This is a genomic window from Erythrobacter sp. K21-9 (assembly GCF_055808355.1).
Window position 1 is genome coordinate 3,169,127 of record NZ_CM147866.1, and the last position, 19,277, is coordinate 3,188,403.

Sequence of the window (19,277 nt, forward strand, 5' to 3'; positions counted from 1 at the left end):
CAAGCGAAGGAATGTCCATGCCCGATAACCGGCGCTTCCTGCTGCAGCGTCGCCCCGATGGCGAGCCGGTGCGCGAAGACTTCGAACTCGTTACCGAGCCAACCCCGGAGCTTGCGGAGGGGCAATTCCTGATCCGCAATCACTACGCTTCGCTCGATCCGGCAATGCGCGGGTGGATGGATGCGGGCGGCAATTACATGCCGCCGATCCCGCTCGGCGATCCGGTGCGCGCGAGCACGATTGGCGTGGTCGAGGAAAGCCGCGCCGAAGGGATTGAAAAGGGCCAGTGGGTGATGGGGCTGAACGCGCTGGAGGATTATTCCATCGGCGTCGCGGGCGGCTTTACCCAGCCGATCGAGCATTCCGCCGTGCCGAATGTCACCAATTACCTCTCGATCTTCGGCGCGGTCGGGATGACCGCCTATTTCGGCTTCCTCGAAGTGTGCGAGCCTAAGGAAGGTGAGACGGTGCTGGTGTCTGGCGCGGCTGGAGCGGTCGGATCGCTGGTCGGGCAGCTCGCAAAAATCCACGGCTGCCGCGCGGTCGGCATTGCGGGCGGTCCCGAGAAATGCGCGAAGCTTACCGAGAAATACGGCTTCGACGCCGCGATCGACTACAAGGGCAAGGACGAGGCCGCGCTGACGAAAGCCATCGCCGAAGCTGCGCCCGACGGGGTGGACGTGATCTTCGAGAATGTCGGCGGAGAAATCCTCGATGCGGGGCTGATGAACCTCAACCTCTACGCCCGCGTCGGCCTTTGCGGCCTGATCAGCGAATACAACACCGAGCCGCGCGGCGCGCGCAATTTGTGGCGCCTGATCGTCAACCGCGCCTCGATCCGGGGGCTGCTGGTCGCCGATTACGTCGAGCGCTTTGGCGAAGGCGCGGCCAAGATGGGCGAATGGGCCGCGGCCGGAAAGCTCTACAGCGAAGAGCACATCGACGAGGGGCTGGAAAACGCCTTCGAAAGTTTCATGCGCCTGTTTGCAGGATCGAACCAGGGCAAGATGATCCTGAAGATCGCGTGATGTAATGCGCGACCTGCTCGTCCTGTCCGGCGGTCATGCCTATGAGCGCGAACCGTTCGCCGAGCTGCTATCGGCGCTTGGCGAGTGGGACATCACGCACCTGATGCACCCCGAGGCGGAAGAGAAAGTCGCCAATGGCCGCGCGCTCGAAGCCGATGCAGTGCTGTTCTACGATATGGGCGGCTACACCTTCGCCGATGACTGGGTCGCCTCGCGCCCGCCCTCGGAAGGATTTCGCCGGGCCGTGGTGGAGCGCTTCAAGGCAGGGCGCGGTGCGGTGGCTATGCACCATGCGCTCGCCGGATGGGCAGACTGGCCGGAATGGCACGAAATGCTGGGCGGGCGATTTCTCTACACACCGGGGCAAGTGCGTGGGAAGAAAGTGCTCGATTCCGGCTACCGCCACGATGTCGAATACAGCGCACGGGTGGTCGCGGATCATCCGGTCACCGCAGGACTGCCTGCCGAATTCACAGTGACCGACGAACTCTACCTCGCCGAGATTTTCGAGGACGATGTCGAGCCGCTCATACGGTCCGATTACGCCTTCACGCGCGACAACTTCTATTCCGCCGCGCTCGGGATTTCGGGCACGCTCTATTCGAACGAGGGCTGGGACCATCCGCCGGGCAGCAACCTTGTCGCGTGGCACAAGCGGGTGGAGAACGCCCCGCTCGTTTACCTGCAATTCGGCGATGCGCCGCAGACCTACGAGAATCCGCATGTGCGCCAGATTCTCGCCAACGCCCTGAACTTCATCGCCGGAGAAAGCCCATGACCCCGACCGAGACCGTCACCGCCCTTATCGGCTGCTGGAACAGCGGCGACATGGAGGCGATGTATGAATTGTGCGCCGATGACGTCGTCTGGCACAATATTCCGATGGACCCGATTGCGGGCAAACCGGCGATGCGAGAGGCGGTGGCCGGCTTTATGGTCAACGTGGCGGGCTGCCAGTGGGACACTCACGCCATTGCTGAAAACGAGAATACCGTCCTGACCGAACGCACCGACGCCTTCACGCTCAAGGATGGCCGCAAAGCCTCTATCCGGGTGATGGGCACGTTCGAGCTTGATGGCGACGGGCTCATCACCAAGTGGCGCGATTATTTCGACATGGCCGAATTCCAGCGCGAATTTGGCAGGGCCTGAGGCGCTTCGGCGAAAAGGGGCCTAACACATTCGCGCATCGCGCAGGGGCGCGGCATGGGGCTAGGCTCTGCCGGTATTTGAGAGGGACCGGAGCCGCCACCATGAACAAGCCAGAGGGCAACGTTTTCGCCCCAGAAACGCTGATCGATCCGTTCGACTATTACAGCGCGATTCACGATACCGGGATCGAGATCGAGCACCTGCCGGAGATGAACACCTTCGTCGTCTACACGTACGACCTGTGCAACGAAGCGAATACGAAGCCGGAAATTTTCTCGAACGACTTCACCGTCCTGATGGGCGCGGAAGACGAGGAGATCCAGGAAATCCTGAAAGACGGCTGGGACAACCCGCCCACGCTGCTCACCGCCGACCACCCGGTCCACACCCGCAATCGCAAGCTGGTAAACCTCGCTTTCTCTGCGCCGCGCGTGAACGCCATCGAGGCCGACATGCGCGCCAAGTCAATTGAACTGATCGAGGATATGGCCGGTTCGGGGGAGGCGGAATTCGTCGAAGCCTTCGCGATCCCCCTGCCGGTCGCGATGATCGCGCACCAGATCGGCCTCGACAACGATCCCAAGCAGGTGAAGGCTTGGTCCGATGCGGCGGTCGACCGCTTCAGCCAGATGGTGAGCCGCGAACGCCAGCTCGAATGCGCACACGCCTTTGTCGAATACCAGAAATACATGAAATCGAAGATCGATGAGCGGCGCGCCAATGGCGGCGATGACCTGCTCACCGACCTCGTAGAAGCGCGGGTCGAGGGAGAAACCCCGCTGACCGACGAAGAGATCATGTCGATCATGCAGCAATTCATGGTTGCGGGGAACGAGACGACGACCTCGACGCTGGCGGGCGGCCTCCTCCAGCTGATCCGCAATCCCGAGCAGATGGAGAAAGCGAAAGCAGCCGCGGGCGGGCGCGATCCGAAGCTGATCGGCAACCTTGTCGAGGAAAGCTTGCGCTATGAAACGCCCACGGCGGGCATGTGGCGGATTGTGAAAGCCGATACGGAGCTAGGCGGCGTGGCGATGCCCGAGGGCAGTGTGGTTCAGCTGCGCTATGCTGCAGCAAACCGCGATCCCAGGAAGTTCGAAAACCCCGACAAATTCGATATCGAGCGCAAGAATGCGCGCGCGCACCTCGCCTTTGGCAAGGGCCCGCATATGTGCGTGGGCAACATGCTCAGCCGCAAGGAAATGCTGGTTGCGTTCGACGAATTGCTCGAGCGGCTCGAAAACTTCGCGGTCGCCGATGAAGAGGGGATCACGATCCTTCCCAATATCCTGCTGCGCGGCGTAACCCGTCTGCCGATCACCTTCACGAGGAAGCAGGCGTGAATTTTGACCTGTCCGAAGAGCAGGAGATGTTCTGCTCCAGCGTTGAGCGCTTTGCCGCGCCGATCGATGTCGAGGCCCGGCGCAAGCTGCGCATGTCGCCCGCGGGCTACGATCGCAGGCGCTGGGAGAGCCTCGCCGAGCTCGGGCTGATCGCGCTCGCCGCAGATGAGGATGCGGGCGGGATCGCGGGTTCGCCGGTCGATCTCGCGCTCGTTGCCGAGGCGATCGGCAAGGCCAATGCGCCCGACCCGTGGCTCGAGCTTGGCGCGCTTCCCGCTCTGCTGCTTGATCGCGGCGGAGCGCATGATGCACTTGAGGCGGTGATCGCCGGACAGCAGATCGCCACTTTCGCCTGGGCCGAGCGGGCGCAGCGTTACAACCTTGCAGCGAAGGGGACGAAGGCCGAGGGCGATGGCCCGGCTCTCTCGGGCGAGAAAACCTTCGTGATGGGAGCAGCGCTGGCGGACCTGTTCATCGTCACTGCCGAGCATGACGGACAGACCGCGTGCTTCCTCCTTTCCAAGGACACCGAAGGTCTCGAAGTGCGGCCTTACCGGCTCGCCGATGGCAGCATTGCTGGCGAGCTCAAACTGACCCGCGCCAAGGCCAGCGCCCGGCTTGACCTGACGCCCGGCCAATTGGCAGCAATTGTCGGCGAGGCGCGTCTTTATGCGGCGGCGGAAATGACCGGGCTGGGTCAGCGCCTGCTTGCCGACACGCTCACTTACGTAAAAGAGCGCGAGCAATTCGGCGTCGCCATCGGTTCGTTCCAGGCGCTCCAGCACCGGCTCGTCGACGCCTATGCCAGGATCGAGCAATGCCGCTCGATGCTCTACCGCGCCGCTCTCGCCGACCGCGGCGACGCGGACGCGTGGCGGCGCGCAGCGGCAGGCGCGAAGGCGTTTAGCGCGGAGAATGTCGATGCCGTCGCGCGCGAGGCGGTCCAGATGCATGGCGGCATGGGGATCACCGACGAGCTTGCAATCGGCCATGCGATGAAGCGCGTGATGGTGCTTGCGCGGCTGCTGGGGGACACCGACACCGTCCTCGCCGAATACGCACTGGCTGCATGAGGGATAAGGCTATGGGCACAAAGATCGATCCGGACCTGTGGAGCGACGATCCCGAGCCGCATCTGATGGGCGGGCGCCTGCCTTCGGGCGAGATCGTGTTCCCGATGCCGCAAGGCGATGCCGCAAAGGACGTGGAGCCCTACAAGCTTTCGCGTCATGGGAAGCTTTGGTCGTGGACCTCGCAAGGTTTTCTTCCGAAAGAACCCTATGAAGGCCCCGGCTCCGGCCCGGACGAAGGTCCGCCCGATTTCCAGCCTTTCCTGCTCGGCTATATCGAACTTCCCGGTGAAGTCATCGTCGAGAGCCGGATCGTCGATGCGCGGCTCGAAGATCTCGACCTGAACATGCCGATGGAGTTTTGCATCGTCCCGTTCAACGACAGCCATGACACGTTCGCCTTTCGTCCCCTCTCACAGGCGCAGGAGAAAGCGGCATGAGCGAGAATGTCTATATTATCGGCGCTGGCATCCATCCCTTTGGCCGGACAGAGGGCCGTTCGGGCCGCGAGCAGGGCGTGTTCGCCGTGCGCGAGGCGATGAAGGATGCAGGGCTAGAATGGTCCGATATCGAATGCGCCTATGGCGGATCGGCAGCGGCCGGCAGCGCCGACATCATGGTCAACGAGCTGGGCCTGACCTCGCTTCCCTTTACCAATGTCGCCAATGGCTGCGCGACCGGCGGCAGCGCGCTGGTGTCAGCGCAAATGGCGATTGCGAGCGGGTTTTACGACCTCGCGCTGGCGGTCGGTTTCGACAAGCATCCGCGCGGCGCGTTCAACGCCAAGCCATCGGATTACGGCCTGCCCGAATGGTACGGGCAGACCGGCATGATGCTCACCACGCAGTTCTTCGCGCTCAAAATCCAGCGCTACATGCAGCTGCACGGGATCAGCCGCGAGACCCTCGGTACGGGTGGCGGAAAAAGCGTTTCGCAACGGCGCGGTGACGCCCCATGCCTGGCGGCGCAGCGAGATCGATCTCGAGACAATCATGAATGCGCCGATGATCAACGATCCGCTCACGAAATTCATGTTCTGCGCCCCGGTCGAAGGCGGCGTTGCGCTGATCCTCGCCAGTGAAAAGAAGGCGAAGGAACTGGGCGCGCTGTCGGACAATCGCTCGGTCAAGATTGCCAAGGTCGCGGTAAAAACCCGCCCACCCGACAGCTTCGAAGTTTTCCAGGCCGGCGTCAGCGTGAAGGAAGGCGGCAAGCCGACCGTACTCGCCTCCCAGGCTGCGTTCGAAGGCGCCGGGATCGGCCCCGAGGATATCGACGTCGCTCAGCTTCAGGACACCGAAAGCGGCGCTGAAATCATGCACATGGCCGAAAACGGCTTTTGCAAGGACGGCGAGCAGGAGGAATGGCTAGCCAATGGCTGGTCGGAGCGCGGCGGCAAGCTGCCGATCAACACCGATGGCGGATGCCTCGCCTGCGGCGAGCCGATCGGCGCATCGGGCCTCAGGCAGGTGTACGAAAACGTCGAACAATTGCGCGGCCGCGCAGGCGAGCGGCAAGTGGCTGTGTCCGACGGCGGGCCGCCCAGGACCGGATACAGCCACGTCTACGGCGCACCGGGCCTTTCTGCGGTCGCGATCCTGGAGCGGTGATGGCCAAGGAACAGGGACGGATGGAGGGAAAGGTAGCGCTCGTCACTGGCGGCGCCGAAGGGATCGGGGCGGCAGTCGGGCGCATGATCGTGGCCGAGGGCGGCAAGGTGCTGCTGTGCGATGTCCAGATCGACAAGGCGCGCGCGCTAGCGGATGATCTGGGAGAGAATGCCGAGGCTTTCGAACTCGACGTGCGCGATCTTGATCGCTGGCACGAAGCGATCAAGGCGGCGCAGGCCCAATTCGGCAAGCTGACGATATTGTGCAACATCGCCGGGATTTCCGAGCCGGGCAATGTCGTGGACGTCGATCTCGATAGCTGGCGGCGCACGATCGACATCAATCTCGAAGGGCCATTCTACGGGTGCCGCGCAGCGATACCGGCGATGGAGGCGAGCGGAGAGCCGTGCGCCATCGTCAATATCGGTTCGATGATTGCGATGCGCGCCGCGGCGTTCGTTGCCGCCTACAGCGCCTCGAAAGCCGGATTGCTCGGCCTCACCCGCAGCATCGCGCTCGACTGCGCCGAACGCGGCGTCCCGATCCGCGCGAACATGGTTCACCCCGGCGCAATCCGCGCGCCGATGTATGACCGCTACAAATATTCGGGCGCCGACACGCCCGAAAACATCGAAACCAATTTTGCCGCCACCCACCCGATGAACCGCATCGGCGAGCCGGAGGAGGTCGCCAAGGCCGTTGTCTTCCTCGCCAGCGATGATGCCAGTTTCACCACCGGCTGCGACTTCACGGTCGATGGCGGCGGGTCGATCAGGAGTTAGAATGGGCCAAGAGACCACAACGCAGCCAGCCACCCGGATCGACGCGCACTTCGTCGCAGCGGGCAAGTATCACGATATCGACTATCCGCGGCTCGAGATCCTCAAGCTGCTCGCCGAGCATCCGCATATCCGCACGACCGTCGCAGCGGATTATTCCGGATTGGAGCGGCTTGATGCGTGCCGGTTCCTTGTCACCTACACCTGCGACCTGATGCCGAGCGAGGAACAGGCGAAGCAGCTGCGCGCATGGCTGGAGGGCGGCGGAAAGTGGCTGGCACTGCACGGGACCAATTCGATCCTCGTCTTTACCGAGGACGGCCTCGTCGATGCGCCGGATATCCGCCCCGATATTTTCGACATGCTCGGCGCGCAGTTCAAGGCACATCCCCCGATCGGCCCGTTCGAGGTCGAGGTCGTGAACAAGACCCACGAACTCACGCGCGGGATCGACGATTTCGAAGTGGTGGACGAGCTTTACCTGTCAAACACCACCGCAGAAATCGACACGCTGATGCAGACCACGTTCGAAGGCGAGGCCACCGGCTTCGTCGAGGAAAAGTGGGAGAAGACCGCCGTGCCGATCCTCTACACCCGCGACATCGGCAAGGGCCGCATCGTTTACAACACGCTCGGCCATTGCCGCGGCCATTACGATCTGCCGGGAATGCAGGATTTCTACCCGCACAAGGAAATGTGCGCGTGGAATTACGACGTTTATTACGACCTTCTGCGCCGCTCGATTGGCTGGGCCCAAAGAGACGAAACGCGAGAGGAAAACTAAGGGACGCGAGCCATGGACATGAATTTCTCAACCGAGGACCTCGCTTTCCGCGAGGAAGTGCGCACATTTCTGGCAGAGAAACTGCCCGACCGGCTGAAAGATGGCGCGCGGCGCACTCCGGGCGTTTTTGTCGAGCCGGATATCGGCATGGAATGGCACCGCATCCTCTACGAACAGGGATGGGTCGCGCCGCATTGGCCCGAGGCAGATGGCGGGACCGGATGGACGCCCACGCAGAAATTCATCTTCGAAAAGGAATGCGCGCTCGCGGGTGCGCCGAGCCTGGCGATCCTCGGCTTGCGGCTGGTCGGGCCTGTGATCTGCGAATTCGGCACACCCGAACAGAAGGAGCGCTTTCTGCCGCAGAATCCTGTCGGGCGAGGATTACTGGTGCCAGGGGTATTCCGAACCCGGCAGCGGATCGGACCTTGCCTCGCTCAAGACAACTGCGCGGCTTGAGGGCGACGAGTATGTGGTGAACGGGTCGAAGATCTGGACCACGCGCGCGCACCACGCCAACTGGATCTTCGCGCTCGTGCGCACCGATGCGAGCGTCAAGAAACAGGCCGGCATCACCTTCCTGTTGCTGCCGATGGATCAGGACGGGGTGGAAGTGACGCCGATCCATTCCATGTCGGGCGATCACGAAGTCAACGCAGTGTTCTTCAGCGACGCCGCGACCTCGGTACGACAATCGCATCGGCGAAGAAGGCGCTGGCTGGTCGATTGCGAAATTCCTGCTCGAAAACGAGCGCGGTGGATCATGCTACGCGCCGCGGCTTCTCAAATCGATCGAGAAGCTCGAACAACTCGCCAAGGATCAACCCTCGGGCGTAAACGGAGCGATGGCGCACGACACGCGGTTCCGCGACCGGCTTGCGCGCGCCCGGCTCGAAGCCGAGGCGCTTGAATTTACCGAACTGCGCATCCTCGCCGAACTCGCCAAGGGCCGCGCGCCGGGGCCGCAAACCTCGTTGGTCAAACTGCTCGGATCGAATATCGGTCAGGAGATCGACACGCTCCGGCTCGAGCTGCTTGGCGCAGATGCGCTGCAATTGCCGCTGGAGCGCCCGCTTTACGGCAATGAAGCACCGGAACCGGTCGGCAGCGAGCTCGCGCAGACCGCGATGGGCAGGTATCTCAACAACCGTGCGGCCACGATCTTTGGCGGATCGGACGAAGTGCAGAAAAATATCATTGCCAAGACCGTTCTCGGTCTCTGATCCCTCATACGAAAGACTCAAGACATGGACGTATCGAAGCTGATGTTCCGCGATGGCCTGATGGACGGCGAGCGTATCCTCGTCACCGGCGGCGGCACCGGGTTGGGCCGAGAAATGGCCGAGGGGTTTCTGAAACTGGGCGCGACCGTCTACATCTGCGGGCGTCGCCAGAACAAGCTGGACGAAACCGCGGCGGAGCTGATGGAGGCGCACGGGGGCAAAGTTGTCGCTCATGCCTGCGATATCCGCGAAGCCGACGCTATCCACGCTATGGTCGATGCGATCTGGGCCGATGGCGGCGCGCTCACCGGCGTGGTCAACAACGCGGCTCGGCAATTTCATCAGCCGCACCGAAGACCTGTCGGTGAACGGCTTCAACGCCATCGCAGACATCGTGATGCGCGGGACATTCTACGTCACGCTCGACGTCGGCAAGCGACTGATCGAGGAGAAGAAAACGGCAAGCTTCCTTTCGATCCTCACCACGTGGGTATGGTCGGGCAGTGCGTTTGTCGTGCCCTCCGCAATGTCGAAGACCGCAATCCACGCCATGACCCAAAGCCTGGCGACCGAGTGGGGCCGCTATGGCCTGCGCTTCAACGCAATCGCGCCGGGTCTCTTCCCGACCAAGGGCATGAGCGCGCGGCTCAGCCCCGGCGGACAGGGCGGAAATTCGAAGAACGACCTCAACCCGATGGGCCGGGCGGGCGAAATGCACGAGCTCGCCAATCTTGCGGTGTTCCTGATGGGGCAAGGCGCGGAATATGTGAACGGACAGACCATCGCGATCGACGGCGCAGGCTATCAGGCGAATGGCGGGACGTTCTACCCGGTGCTACACGCACTGGGCGATGCCGAATGGGACCAGATGCGCGCGATGATCAAGGGCACGAACGAAAAGGACAAGGCGCAAAGAGCGACAGAGTAGACGCTATTTCGCCCCTGCCGCGTCAGCCAGTTTCTGCGCGGTCTTGTAATCCGGCTTGCCGTTGTTGAGCCTGAGCGACTGGTCGGTGAACACGTAAAGGCGCGGGATCTTGTATCCGGCGAGGCCTTCGCGGGCATGACTGTCGAGCGCTTTCTCAAGATCGCCCGCTCCGGCGTCCGGCTCCACCACCGCCACGACCTTCCGGCCAAAGCGCGGATCGGGCAGGCTTACGACGCGCACATCGTGGACGCCTTCGTGCTCCTGCAGAACGGCTTCGACCTCTTCGGGGAAGACCTTTTCACCGCCTGTGTTGATGCACATATTGTCGCGGTCGATGAAGTCCATGCTGCCATCTGCCGCCCAGCGCGCCCGGTCGCCCGTCATCAGCCAGCGCTTGCCGCCGATTTCCGGGAAGGTCTGCGCGTTCTTTTCGGTTTCGCCGAGATAGCCCAGCGGCAGCGGCCCGGTGCGCGCGACGATGCCGACGCCGTCGCTGCCCGGTTCGATTTCCTCGAGGTTCTCGTCGAACAGCTTCGTCTCGCGTCCAGGCAACGCGGAAAATTTCCCGCCCCCGGTCGATCCCGCCGCCGTGGTAATGACGATGGCTGTGCCGGAACTTTCCGACGATCCCAAAGCGTCGATTACCACGAGCGATTTGTGATGCTCGATCAGGCGTTTCTTGACGCTTTCGGAGAACACCGCGCCCGAACTCGTGATCGTGCGCAGGCTCGCGGTCACGTCTGCCGCATCGCCGCGCGCATCCAACCGGTCCGCCAGTGGGAGCGCAAAGGCATCGCCGACGATGAAGACGCCCCTCGCCCCGATCCGTTTCACTTCGTCCAACGCGATATCCGCGTCGAATTTCTCATGCGGCAGCAGCGCCAAAGTCCCGCCCTTCAACAGGTGGATTACCCCGGTGAACTGCCCCGCGCCGTGCATCAGCGGGCTGAGCAGCAGCAGCGGCGACGCGCTCGCCGGGTGGTCGGGGCCAATCTTTGCAGCTTCTGCGACCTGCTCCTCCAGTGAGGCCGCGACGAAAGGCGGCTCGCCGATCCCGCGCTGCCAAACCGATATGCTGAAAGCCTGCCACGCCTCGGCAAACGGCCACTTCACCGCCTTGGGCATTCCGGTAGTTCCGCCGGTCGCGGTGAGGAACAGGGCTTGCGGATCGTCATGCACCGCGAAATCGCCGGGCAGGTCATGCCCGCGCAGTTGCGCCCAATCCTCGCCTCCCACATCGATGGTGAGCGCGTTCCCGGGCATCGCTGCGGCGGCGTCTTCGGCAAAATCGCTTTCGGTAAAGAGCGCTTTCAGACCGAACCGCTCGAAGATATCGGCGAGCTCACGGCTCTTGTAATGATAGTTCACGTTGACCGGGGTCACGCCTGCCTTGATGCAGCCGAAATAGGCGAGGATGTAATCGGGATTGTTGCGCAGCATCTGTCCGGCAATGTCGCCGGGCTCGAGTCCCTTTGCGCGCAGCCCCTCGGCGATTCGGTCGGTCTGCTCGTCGAGCTCGCTCCATGTGACGATTCGCTCGCCGTGGATCAGGGCGGGCCGTTCCGGCTCGATTCCGCTGGCCAGCGCCTTGAGCGCCGCTCCGAAATTCTCACCTTGCCAGACCATCGCGCAATCCTCCTGAACGTCAAAGCGGGCCTAGCCAGCGCCAGCCTCCATTTCCCCTGCGTAAAGTATGAGGCGAATCGATCAAAGTGGAGTAGTGTGACTGCGGAGAGAGTCGAGGAGAGGACCCGGTATGGGAAAAAACGTCGTAGAACTGCGCGCGCCGCAGGGCCGCGAGCAACTTGATCAGCTGCTTGAACAGATCACGATCACCTGTCCGGAGGACATCCACGACGCCGCTGAAAACATGGCCCGCATCGCCCAGGAACGGGGCATGCAGATCGCGATGTGCGACGATATCTCCTCCAAGGAACCGATGGTGGATGCCGACGGCACGATCCTCAACGCGGATATCTTCCGCTGGCTCGACGATGGTGCGCGCTGGTGGGAGGACCACCGATTGGCGCTGCATTCCCCGCTGCCCCGCGCCTGCCGGTATGAAAGCGAGCCGTTCTGGGTGAACAGCCAGGGGTTCAACACGCGCTGGCGCAATTCCTACCTCGATGAGATCGACCTTGCCGATTTTGAAAAACGCTCGCTGTGCAAGGCCGCGATTGTGATCCCCGTGCACCTGCCTTTCGGCCAGATTTCAGCGAACAGCTTCATCAGCATGGACCGCGAGAAAGAGGACCTCACCGAAGAGTTCGCGCTGTATGGCTCGCTGTTTTCGCAGCTCAGCCGCCGGTTTATCGCGGGCTACGTCCAGGCGCACCGGACCAAACGGCGCATCCCGTCGGACTGCGTGCTCTCGAAACGCGAGGTCGAGTGCCTGCGCTGGGCCGCGATCGGCAAGACCGACAAGGAAATCAGCATGATCCTTGAACGCAGCCACGCGACGATCCGCTACCACATCCACCGCGCCGGAGAGAAGCTGGACAGCGTGAACCGCGCGCAGACGATCTTCAAGGCCGGGCAGCTGGGCTACCTGGGGGCGAACTCCTGAGGCTTGCGCCCCACCCGGGGTGCGATCTCCTCGCTCATGCGACCTGAAGCCCGGATCGCTACGGACGGCCTTGCGGCTGCTGCGCAGCCGTTCCCCATCGACACGCCCTCCCCTATTAACCCAGCCTTCTGAGCGGCTCCGACCCATCCCAGCTTTCGCCCGCTTGTTTGATCATGGCAAACAGGCCGGGGCCGTCCTTGCCTTGCTGCAATATCTCGACGAGGTGTCCGGGACCGCGCCCCGGATCGACATAGATGACGCGGCTACCGCCCAGCGCGCCCTCGATCACGATTTCGGCGCCCTGCTCGCCGCATACCCGGTAAGCCTCCTCAATATCGTCGACCAGGATGCAGACATGGTGCAGCCCGGTGACATCGGCATATTCGCCGGAATAGATCGAGGGATGCGCATCGCGCGGGCGGATAAGCTCGATCTGGATATCGCCCCAATAGGCCAGCGCGAGGTCGAACGCTGCCTCGGTCGGCTCGCCCTTGTACTTCATGCCGTCGAGGTGGATGCCTTCCATCAGGAAGAATGGCCCCACGCCCATCGTCTGGGTCCAGTGCTTCACCGCCGCATCGAAATCCTGCGGCACAAATGCGAGCTGCATCACCTCGCCGAGCTGTGAGATGCCTTTTTGATGCGCCATCGATCCTCTCCAATCCGATAGTGTGATCCGGGGGCGAACCTGTGTGATATTGTCCCTTGCGAACACTGCACAAAGTGCGAGGAAAGGGATCGAAAGAGGCCTCTCATGAACGAGATCAAGAACGTCAGCGCCGAAGACCGCTGCCCCGGCATGAGCTACACCGACATGCTGGAGGGCGACACGCGCACTCCGCCCGATTACCTGTTCGAAGAAACCGTCGCGGACATGCCCGACGATCCGCTGCCGGTCGAACCGTATATCAGTGAGGATTTCGCTCGGCTCGAGCGCGAGAAGCTGTGGCCCAATGTGTGGCTGTTCGCCGCGCGCGAAGATGAAATGCCCGATCCCGGCGACACGGTCGTGTTCGAGATTGCGGGCCAGAGCTTCCTGCTGGTCCGGCAAAAGGATGGCGAGGTCAAAGCGTTCTACAATGCGTGCCTCCACCGCGGTCGCAAGCTGCGCACCGACGGCGGAAATTCGATCCAGCTGCGCTGCCCGTTCCACGGTTTCACCTGGCGCAATGACGGCAGCCTGAAGGAAATTCCCTCCGAGTGGGACTTCAAGCATCTCAAGGGCAAGGAAATGTGCCTGCCCGAGGCTCGCGTCGAGCTGTGGCAGGGCTTTATCATGATCACCGAGAACCACGACCTGCCCGATTTCAAGACATGGCTCGGCCCGGCAGCGGAGCATTACGAGCGCTACGATTTCGAGAACCGCTATACCGGGATGTGGGTGCAGAAGAAAATCCCTGCCAACTGGAAAGCCACCGCAGAGGCCTTCATGGAGGCGTGGCATTCGATCACCACTCACCCGCAGCTGCTGCCGTTCCTCGGCGATGCAAACACGCGCTACGACCACATCGGCGATCACTTCAACCGCGCGATCACGCCGTCCGGCGTGCTCAGCCCGCATATGAAGGGCAAGAATTCGGACTACGTGCTGGAGAAGATGAACGAGTTTTCCGGCGGCGAAGACGCGGACACCAATCGCCGCTTTGCCGCAGGCGATGAACCGGCGGAGGGCTACGATTCCGCCGATCCGCTGGGTGCTCGCAAAGTGCTCGCCGAAGCGGGGCGAAAGGGTTTCGCCGAGCAATATGGCTATGATTATTCGGACGCCTCGGACAGCGAAATCCTCGACAACTTCACGTACAATATCTTCCCCAATTTCGCGCCGTGGATCGGTTTCCTCCCTACGCTGACCTATCGCTGGCTGCCCGGAGATACGCCAGACTGGTGCATCATGGAAATCCGCCTGCTGTTCCCCACACCCAAGGGCGAGGAGCGGCCTCGCGCTGTCGAGATGACGTACATCCCGGACGAGGAGCCGTTTGCCTGGGCCGCCGACATTATGGGCCCGCAGCTCGCCAATGTGTTCGATCAGGACATGTCGAACCTGCCGCATGTCCAGACCGGCATGAAATCGATGAAGGAAGGGATGATGGAACTTGGCCATTACCAGGACAGCCGGGTCCGCCATTTCCAGACGACCCTGCGTAAATATATCACGGGTGAGCTGCCGAAAACGGCGTAAGCTGATCGCATGACCATTTCAGTCGACCTCACGGGGCGCACCGCGCTTATTACCGGCGCGTCTTCCGGCCTTGGCTCGCGATTTGGCCGCATCCTCGCGGGCAGCGGCGCAAATGTCGCGCTCGGGGCACGGCGCAAGGACCGGCTTGAAGCGCTCGCATCCGAGATCGGGAGTAAGGCAGCGGCGATCGAGATGGACGTCGCGAGAGAGGCCGATATCATCGCCGGGTTCGATGCCGCCGAGGACGCTTTCGGGACGGTCGATACCGTGATCGCCAATGCAGGCGTCGATGGGGCCGGCATGATGTCCGATATCTCCGAAGACGAAATCGAGCGCACACTTTCGATCAACCTCAAAGGCGCGATCCTGACCGCGCGGGAAGGCGCGCGCCGCATGATTGCCGCAGGCTCACCGAAGGGCCGCATCGTCATGATTGCCTCCATCACCGCGTTCGAGCCCTCGCCCGGCCTCGTCGCCTATTCCGCCAGCAAGGCAGGCGTGGTGCAGGCCGCGCGCAGCATGGCCCGCGAATGGGCGCGCGCCGGGATCTGCGTCAACACGATCTCGCCCGGCTATATCCGCACCGCGATCAACGATGCGTGGTTCGATACCGATCCGGGCAAGAAGCAGATCGCCCGCTTTCCCAAACGGCGCCTGATGGGCGAGGAAGGGCTGGACGGGCCGCTGCTGTTCCTGTGTTCGGATGCAGCGGAGTTTGTGACGGGCAGCGATTTCGTCTTGGATGACGGGCAGACCCTGTAGGGAACGGGTGACAAATCCGGCAGGTTGTCATCCGTATCATACACATCAAGCCATTGAATTGCCTATAGTTTGGTGTGTAGGATACGGGTGACACTTCTCCAACATTTTCGCGAGTCCGGTTTTCAGAAAACCTGCGTCGCCGTCGCATTTCGGGCGCGTGTAGGAAAGCTAGTTCATTCCTTCCAGGCCCGCCGTCCAGTCCTTCGACTTCGCCCATTCCAGATGCGAAGTGTGCTCCATGCCCAGCAGGTCGCGCGCATCCTGCGGGTCGACCAGCAGCGGTGAGACGGCTTGCGAATTGTAGAATGCGTAGAACTTCGCCATGCCGTCATAAATGCTCAAGGGCGCAATTTCGCGCGATCCGGTGACAAGCTCGCTCATGCGGGCGGCGAATTCTTCCGGAGCGAGGCTCTGGAAACGCACCGGCTTGCCAATCGCTTGCGACAGGTTGGCGGCGACCTGGTCCCCGACCAGCGCCTCCGGCCCGCCCAGCGGCACATGCTGCCCATCGGCGGCATCGGTCTGAAGCGCGCGGCGCATCGCCTGCGCTACGTCTTCGAGGCACACCCAGTTGATCTGAAGGTCGGGCTTGGCCGGATAGGCGAACACCCCGTCGCGCATGATCAGGGGCCGGGTCCAGATGCGGTACTGGTTGTCCATGAACACGGTCGGCTCGATGAAAACGCACGGTATGCCGGTCTCTTCCAGCGCCCGCTCGATATCGCGCCTTCCATCATGCGCGGACAGATCGAGATCGTGATCCGCGACATAGCAGGCGGTGTTGAAGACGATCTTCTTCAGCCCTGCGCGCTTCGCCCCGGCGGCAATTTGCTGGCCGAAATGCGCCGCCTTCGCGCGGTCGAATTCGAACGGCAGGTGAAACGCGGCGGCATCCTGTCCGGCAAAGGCGTTCGCCATCGCATCGGCATCGGTGATGTCGGCATGGACCGTCGGCAGACCAGGCCACGGCGTGTCCGCCATCGCATTTTCGCGCCGGACACCGGCAGTGACGTCGAACCCGGCGCCAAGCAGTTCTGCGACCAGCGGCTGGCCCTGATCGGCGGGCGCGCCCAGCGCGCAAACCTTTTCGATTGCCATCAACTGTCCGCCTTGGCTGCAACTTCAGCGGCATCGAAATAATGGATGCGCAGGCTCTTCATCAGGCCCCCTTCGAATTCGCCCATTTCGCACACGGTCTGGCTGAAGGTCTCGCCCTCTCCCTTGGGAGTCATGGTCAGGGTCAGCACGGTCACGGCGTGGGTATCGCCGCCGGTGATGTCGTGAATATCGACCTTCGCCTCGGCCCAGGTGCCATACATCGCTGCCGCGCAGCGTTGCAGCGCATCCTTGCCGCGCCATTCCCCTGCAAACGGAAGACAGTCGGCCTCATACAGCACGAAATCGGGGTGGAGGAGCGATTCCACGGTGTCCCAATCGCGCGCTCCGGCTGCGGCATAGACAGCAGCCTGAATTTCGCGCGGTGTGAGTTCGTTTTGCCCTACCGCTTTGCTACTTGAGGGCGTCTTTTCTTGTCCTATCGCTTTGCTACTTGAGGGCGACTTTTCTTGCCCTACCGCTTTGCTACTTGAGGGCGTCTTTTCTTGTCCTATCGCTTTGCTACTTGAGGACATGCGGCTACCCGATCGTGCCGATAACGTCGCCGACCTTGTATTTTGTGCCCTCTTCACCGGTCGGATGGATCGTGCCGGCTGCCTGCGCTTCGATCTCGACGGTCGTCTTGTCGGTTTCGGCGGTGTAGATGATGTCGCCCTTCGCGACCTGCTCGCCCTCACCGAACATCCATTCGGACAGGGTGACCTCGGTGGCGCTCATGCCGAGTTTCGGGATGCGGATTTCTTCGGCCAAAGGTTTAGTCCTTTCCTACCGACGCTTTGATCTGCTCGGCGATATCGCTCTTTTGCGGGATCCATGCCTGCTCCAGATGAGTCGCGAACGGCACGGCGGAGAATGTGCCCCCGATCCGGCGCACCGGACCTTTCAGATTGTCCCAGCATTTTTCCTGGATGTTCGCAGCGATTTCCGCACCCACGCCGAAGGGCCGGACCGCTTCGTGCAGGGTCAGTGCGCGGCCCGTCTTGTTGACCGATGCGAGCACTGTTTCCTCGTCGTAGGGCGCAATGGTGCGCAGGTCGACGACCTCGACGCTGACGCCTTCCTTCTCCAGCTCGCCCGCGACCTCCATCGCGTCGAGCACGGTGCGGCCATAGGTGATGAGCGAGAGGTCGCTGCCTTCCTTCGCCACCGCCGCCTTACCCAGCGGCGCGCGGTACCCCTCGCCCGGATCTTCGGATTCGAGCCCGTAACACAGGATGTTCTCGATAAAGACGACCGGGTCATTGGCATCGATGGCAGAGCGCATCAGCCCGCGCGCATCGGCGGCGTTGGACGGGGTGACCACGTGCATCCCGGCGACATGGGCGAACCACGCCTCCAGCATGTCGGAGTGCTGCCCCCCAAAGCCAACGCCGACGCCGGTGGTGGTGCGGATCACGATCGGGCACGGCGTCTGGCCGCCCGACATGAAGCGCAGCTTGGCCGCGTGATTGACGATCTGGTCCATGCACACGCCGACGAAGTTCATCAGCATGATCTCGGCAATCGGGCGCTGCCCGGCGAGCGCTGCACCTACCGCTGCGCCAATGATGGCGGTTTCGGAGATCGGCGTCGCGCGGATGCGGTGCTCGCCGTATTTCTCGCTCAAACCCTGCGTGACCTTGAACACGCCGCCGCCCTGTTTGGCGGAGACGTCCTCGCCCAGGCAGAACACGCCGTCATCTTCGGCCATCGCTTCGTCGATGGCGAGGTTGAGCGCCTGCGTCATGGTTATCTTGCCCATCAGGCCGTCTCCTCAAGCACGTCTTTGTAGATCTCGTCCGTATCCGGCAGCGGCGCGTCGAGCGCATGCTGGACCGCTGCGTCGATCTCGGCGTCGATATCGGCGACGATCTTGTCCAGCTCCTCTTCGGTGAACTGCCGCTCGAGCATGACCTTGCGCAGTTTGGGCAGCGGGTCTTCAGCCTTCATTTCTTCAATGTGCTCGGGCGGCATGTAGGAGAAATCGGAGCCGAAGAAGTGGCCCATCATGCGGTAGCACATGGCCTCGACCAGCACCGGCCCCTTGCCGCTGCGCGCGTGCTCGACCGCCTCTTCCATAGCGGGGTAAACCTCGTTGACGTTGTTGCCGTCGACCTTGATCCCCTTCATCCCGTAGCCTTCGGCGCGGCTGGAAATATCCGGGCTGTCGGTGTGATCGGCATAGGCGGTGTGCTCACCATAGCGGTTGTTCTGGCACAGGAAGACGACCGGCAGCTTGTAGAGCTGGGCCATGTTCATCGCCTCGTGAAAGCCGCCGATATTGGCCGCACCGTCGCCAAAACTGACCAGCGTTACGCGTCCATCGCCATTGTTCTGGCTCGCCATGGCAAGCCCGTTGGCGATGGGAATGCCGCTGCCGACCACGCCGGTCGTGACCATGATGCCGGTGTCGGGATCGGTGATGTGCATCGTGCCGCCCTTGCCCTTGCAGGTGCCGGTCGCCTTGCCGAGGCATTCGCCCCACCATTTCTCGATCGGAATGCCCTTGGCGGTTTGTTCGCCCTGCCCGCGATAGGTGCATACGACGTAATCGTCTTTCTCCAGCGCAGCCATAGCAGCAGCGGAGACCAGCTCCTGCCCGCGCACGCAGTAATACATGACGGCAACCTTGCCCTGCATCAGCAGCTCGCGGAATTTTTCGTCGGTGCGGTTCACCTTCATCGTGCGGGTGTAGATGTCGAGCAACTTGTCGCGTTCTATCTCAGCCATGGGATCGGGCCTTCCTGTTTTGAGG

19 protein-coding genes and 3 pseudogenes are annotated in these 19,277 nt (G+C 62.4%); 15 read left to right on the forward strand and 7 right to left on the reverse strand.

Features of this window, described 5'->3' with window-relative positions; translation table 11 throughout:
- Positions 1–17: 17 nt before the first annotated feature.
- From AC0L39_RS16320 to AC0L39_RS16375, 12 genes and pseudogenes are all read left to right on the forward strand, one after another.
- Positions 18–1,028 (forward strand): NADP-dependent oxidoreductase, encoded by a 1,011-nt coding sequence (locus tag AC0L39_RS16320; protein WP_473262430.1) that lies wholly within the window; start codon positions 18–20, stop codon positions 1,026–1,028.
- 4 nt (positions 1,029–1,032) lie between these two features.
- Positions 1,033–1,806 (forward strand): ThuA domain-containing protein, encoded by a 774-nt coding sequence (locus AC0L39_RS16325; RefSeq protein WP_473259445.1) that lies wholly within the window; start codon positions 1,033–1,035, stop codon positions 1,804–1,806.
- Positions 1,803–2,180, forward strand: a complete 378-nt coding sequence (locus AC0L39_RS16330) for a nuclear transport factor 2 family protein (protein WP_473259446.1) — start codon at positions 1,803–1,805, stop codon at positions 2,178–2,180. The genes AC0L39_RS16325 and AC0L39_RS16330 overlap by 4 nt, the downstream gene beginning before the upstream one ends.
- A 101-nt stretch (positions 2,181–2,281) precedes the next feature.
- Complete coding sequence (locus AC0L39_RS16335; RefSeq protein WP_473259448.1) at positions 2,282–3,523, forward strand: cytochrome P450; 1,242 nt, start codon at positions 2,282–2,284, stop codon at positions 3,521–3,523.
- Positions 3,520–4,596: an acyl-CoA dehydrogenase family protein gene (locus AC0L39_RS16340; RefSeq protein WP_473259449.1), complete on the forward strand. Its 1,077-nt coding sequence runs from the start codon at positions 3,520–3,522 to the stop codon at positions 4,594–4,596. The genes AC0L39_RS16335 and AC0L39_RS16340 overlap by 4 nt, the downstream gene beginning before the upstream one ends.
- An 11-nt stretch (positions 4,597–4,607) precedes the next feature.
- Positions 4,608–5,033: a Zn-ribbon domain-containing OB-fold protein gene (locus tag AC0L39_RS16345; protein ID WP_473259451.1), complete on the forward strand. Its 426-nt coding sequence runs from the start codon at positions 4,608–4,610 to the stop codon at positions 5,031–5,033.
- Positions 5,030–6,203 (forward strand): annotated as a pseudogene (locus AC0L39_RS16350) (thiolase family protein). The gene AC0L39_RS16345 and the pseudogene AC0L39_RS16350 overlap by 4 nt, the downstream one beginning before the upstream one ends.
- Entirely contained in the window at positions 6,203–6,985 is a 783-nt protein-coding gene (locus tag AC0L39_RS16355; RefSeq protein ID WP_473259452.1) for an SDR family NAD(P)-dependent oxidoreductase, read from the forward strand. Before AC0L39_RS16350 ends, AC0L39_RS16355 begins: the two are co-directional and overlap by 1 nt.
- A 1-nt stretch (position 6,986) precedes the next feature.
- Positions 6,987–7,766: a ThuA domain-containing protein gene (locus AC0L39_RS16360; RefSeq protein WP_473259454.1), complete on the forward strand. Its 780-nt coding sequence runs from the start codon at positions 6,987–6,989 to the stop codon at positions 7,764–7,766.
- A 12-nt stretch (positions 7,767–7,778) separates the two neighbouring features.
- Positions 7,779–8,989, forward strand: a pseudogene (locus AC0L39_RS16365) (acyl-CoA dehydrogenase family protein).
- Positions 8,990–9,103: 114 nt separating this feature from the next.
- Positions 9,104–9,268 (forward strand): annotated as a pseudogene (locus AC0L39_RS16370) (SDR family NAD(P)-dependent oxidoreductase); the annotation flags it as partial.
- Between the two features lie 118 nt (positions 9,269–9,386).
- Entirely contained in the window at positions 9,387–9,917 is a 531-nt protein-coding gene (locus tag AC0L39_RS16375) for an SDR family oxidoreductase (protein ID WP_473262431.1), read from the forward strand.
- A 3-nt stretch (positions 9,918–9,920) separates the two neighbouring features.
- On the opposite strand, the gene AC0L39_RS16380 is transcribed toward AC0L39_RS16375, so the two are convergent.
- On the reverse strand, positions 9,921–11,543 hold the full coding sequence (locus AC0L39_RS16380; protein WP_473259455.1) for an AMP-binding protein: 1,623 nt from the start codon (positions 11,541–11,543) through the stop codon (positions 9,921–9,923).
- Between the two features lie 130 nt (positions 11,544–11,673).
- Here AC0L39_RS16380 and AC0L39_RS16385 point away from each other — a divergent pair, with 130 nt between their 5' ends.
- Positions 11,674–12,483, forward strand: a complete 810-nt coding sequence (locus AC0L39_RS16385; RefSeq protein WP_473259456.1) for a helix-turn-helix transcriptional regulator — start codon at positions 11,674–11,676, stop codon at positions 12,481–12,483.
- 115 nt (positions 12,484–12,598) lie between these two features.
- On the opposite strand, the gene AC0L39_RS16390 is transcribed toward AC0L39_RS16385, so the two are convergent.
- On the reverse strand, positions 12,599–13,132 hold the full coding sequence (locus tag AC0L39_RS16390; protein WP_473259458.1) for a VOC family protein: 534 nt from the start codon (positions 13,130–13,132) through the stop codon (positions 12,599–12,601).
- Positions 13,133–13,237: 105 nt separating this feature from the next.
- Here AC0L39_RS16390 and AC0L39_RS16395 point away from each other — a divergent pair, with 105 nt between their 5' ends.
- Positions 13,238–14,665 carry an aromatic ring-hydroxylating oxygenase subunit alpha gene (locus AC0L39_RS16395; RefSeq protein WP_473259459.1) on the forward strand — a complete coding sequence of 476 codons (1,428 nt, stop codon included), beginning with the start codon at positions 13,238–13,240 and terminating at the stop codon, positions 14,663–14,665.
- A gap of 9 nt (positions 14,666–14,674) precedes the next feature.
- On the forward strand, positions 14,675–15,427 hold the full coding sequence (locus AC0L39_RS16400; protein WP_473259460.1) for an SDR family NAD(P)-dependent oxidoreductase: 753 nt from the start codon (positions 14,675–14,677) through the stop codon (positions 15,425–15,427).
- Positions 15,428–15,595: 168 nt separating this feature from the next.
- Here the strand turns inward: AC0L39_RS16400 and AC0L39_RS16405 are convergent, their stop codons facing one another.
- From AC0L39_RS16405 to AC0L39_RS16425, 5 genes are all read right to left on the reverse strand, one after another.
- Positions 15,596–16,525, reverse strand: a complete 930-nt coding sequence (locus tag AC0L39_RS16405) for an SDR family oxidoreductase (protein WP_473259462.1) — start codon at positions 16,523–16,525, stop codon at positions 15,596–15,598.
- A complete protein-coding gene (locus AC0L39_RS16410) occupies positions 16,525–16,851 on the reverse strand; it encodes a nuclear transport factor 2 family protein (RefSeq protein WP_473259463.1) in 327 nt (108 codons plus the stop codon). The genes AC0L39_RS16405 and AC0L39_RS16410 overlap by 1 nt, the downstream gene beginning before the upstream one ends.
- Positions 16,852–17,062: 211 nt before the next feature.
- On the reverse strand, positions 17,063–17,293 hold the full coding sequence (locus AC0L39_RS16415) for a biotin/lipoyl-containing protein (protein ID WP_473259464.1): 231 nt from the start codon (positions 17,291–17,293) through the stop codon (positions 17,063–17,065).
- A gap of 4 nt (positions 17,294–17,297) precedes the next feature.
- Positions 17,298–18,284 carry an alpha-ketoacid dehydrogenase subunit beta gene (locus tag AC0L39_RS16420; protein WP_473259465.1) on the reverse strand — a complete coding sequence of 329 codons (987 nt, stop codon included), beginning with the start codon at positions 18,282–18,284 and terminating at the stop codon, positions 17,298–17,300.
- Complete coding sequence (locus tag AC0L39_RS16425; protein ID WP_473259466.1) at positions 18,284–19,252, reverse strand: thiamine pyrophosphate-dependent dehydrogenase E1 component subunit alpha; 969 nt, start codon at positions 19,250–19,252, stop codon at positions 18,284–18,286. The genes AC0L39_RS16420 and AC0L39_RS16425 overlap by 1 nt, the downstream gene beginning before the upstream one ends.
- Between the last annotated feature and the right edge of the window lie 25 nt (positions 19,253–19,277).

Coding starts and splice junctions, on each gene's coding strand:
- AC0L39_RS16390 (WP_473259458.1), bottom strand. CDS start 13,132: ATGGCGCATCAAAAAGGCATCTCACAGCTCGGCGAGGTGATGCAGCTC.
- AC0L39_RS16380 (WP_473259455.1), bottom strand. CDS start 11,543: ATGGTCTGGCAAGGTGAGAATTTCGGAGCGGCGCTCAAGGCGCTGGCC.
- AC0L39_RS16400 (WP_473259460.1), top strand. CDS start 14,675: ATGACCATTTCAGTCGACCTCACGGGGCGCACCGCGCTTATTACCGGC.
- AC0L39_RS16355 (WP_473259452.1), top strand. CDS start 6,203: ATGGCCAAGGAACAGGGACGGATGGAGGGAAAGGTAGCGCTCGTCACT.
- AC0L39_RS16320 (WP_473262430.1), top strand. CDS start 18: ATGCCCGATAACCGGCGCTTCCTGCTGCAGCGTCGCCCCGATGGCGAG.
- AC0L39_RS16395 (WP_473259459.1), top strand. CDS start 13,238: ATGAACGAGATCAAGAACGTCAGCGCCGAAGACCGCTGCCCCGGCATG.
- AC0L39_RS16330 (WP_473259446.1), top strand. CDS start 1,803: ATGACCCCGACCGAGACCGTCACCGCCCTTATCGGCTGCTGGAACAGC.
- AC0L39_RS16325 (WP_473259445.1), top strand. CDS start 1,033: ATGCGCGACCTGCTCGTCCTGTCCGGCGGTCATGCCTATGAGCGCGAA.
- AC0L39_RS16405 (WP_473259462.1), bottom strand. CDS start 16,525: ATGGCAATCGAAAAGGTTTGCGCGCTGGGCGCGCCCGCCGATCAGGGC.
- AC0L39_RS16375 (WP_473262431.1), top strand. CDS start 9,387: ATGCGCGGGACATTCTACGTCACGCTCGACGTCGGCAAGCGACTGATC.
- AC0L39_RS16385 (WP_473259456.1), top strand. CDS start 11,674: ATGGGAAAAAACGTCGTAGAACTGCGCGCGCCGCAGGGCCGCGAGCAA.
- AC0L39_RS16420 (WP_473259465.1), bottom strand. CDS start 18,284: ATGGGCAAGATAACCATGACGCAGGCGCTCAACCTCGCCATCGACGAA.
- AC0L39_RS16345 (WP_473259451.1), top strand. CDS start 4,608: ATGGGCACAAAGATCGATCCGGACCTGTGGAGCGACGATCCCGAGCCG.
- AC0L39_RS16335 (WP_473259448.1), top strand. CDS start 2,282: ATGAACAAGCCAGAGGGCAACGTTTTCGCCCCAGAAACGCTGATCGAT.
- AC0L39_RS16425 (WP_473259466.1), bottom strand. CDS start 19,252: ATGGCTGAGATAGAACGCGACAAGTTGCTCGACATCTACACCCGCACG.
- AC0L39_RS16360 (WP_473259454.1), top strand. CDS start 6,987: ATGGGCCAAGAGACCACAACGCAGCCAGCCACCCGGATCGACGCGCAC.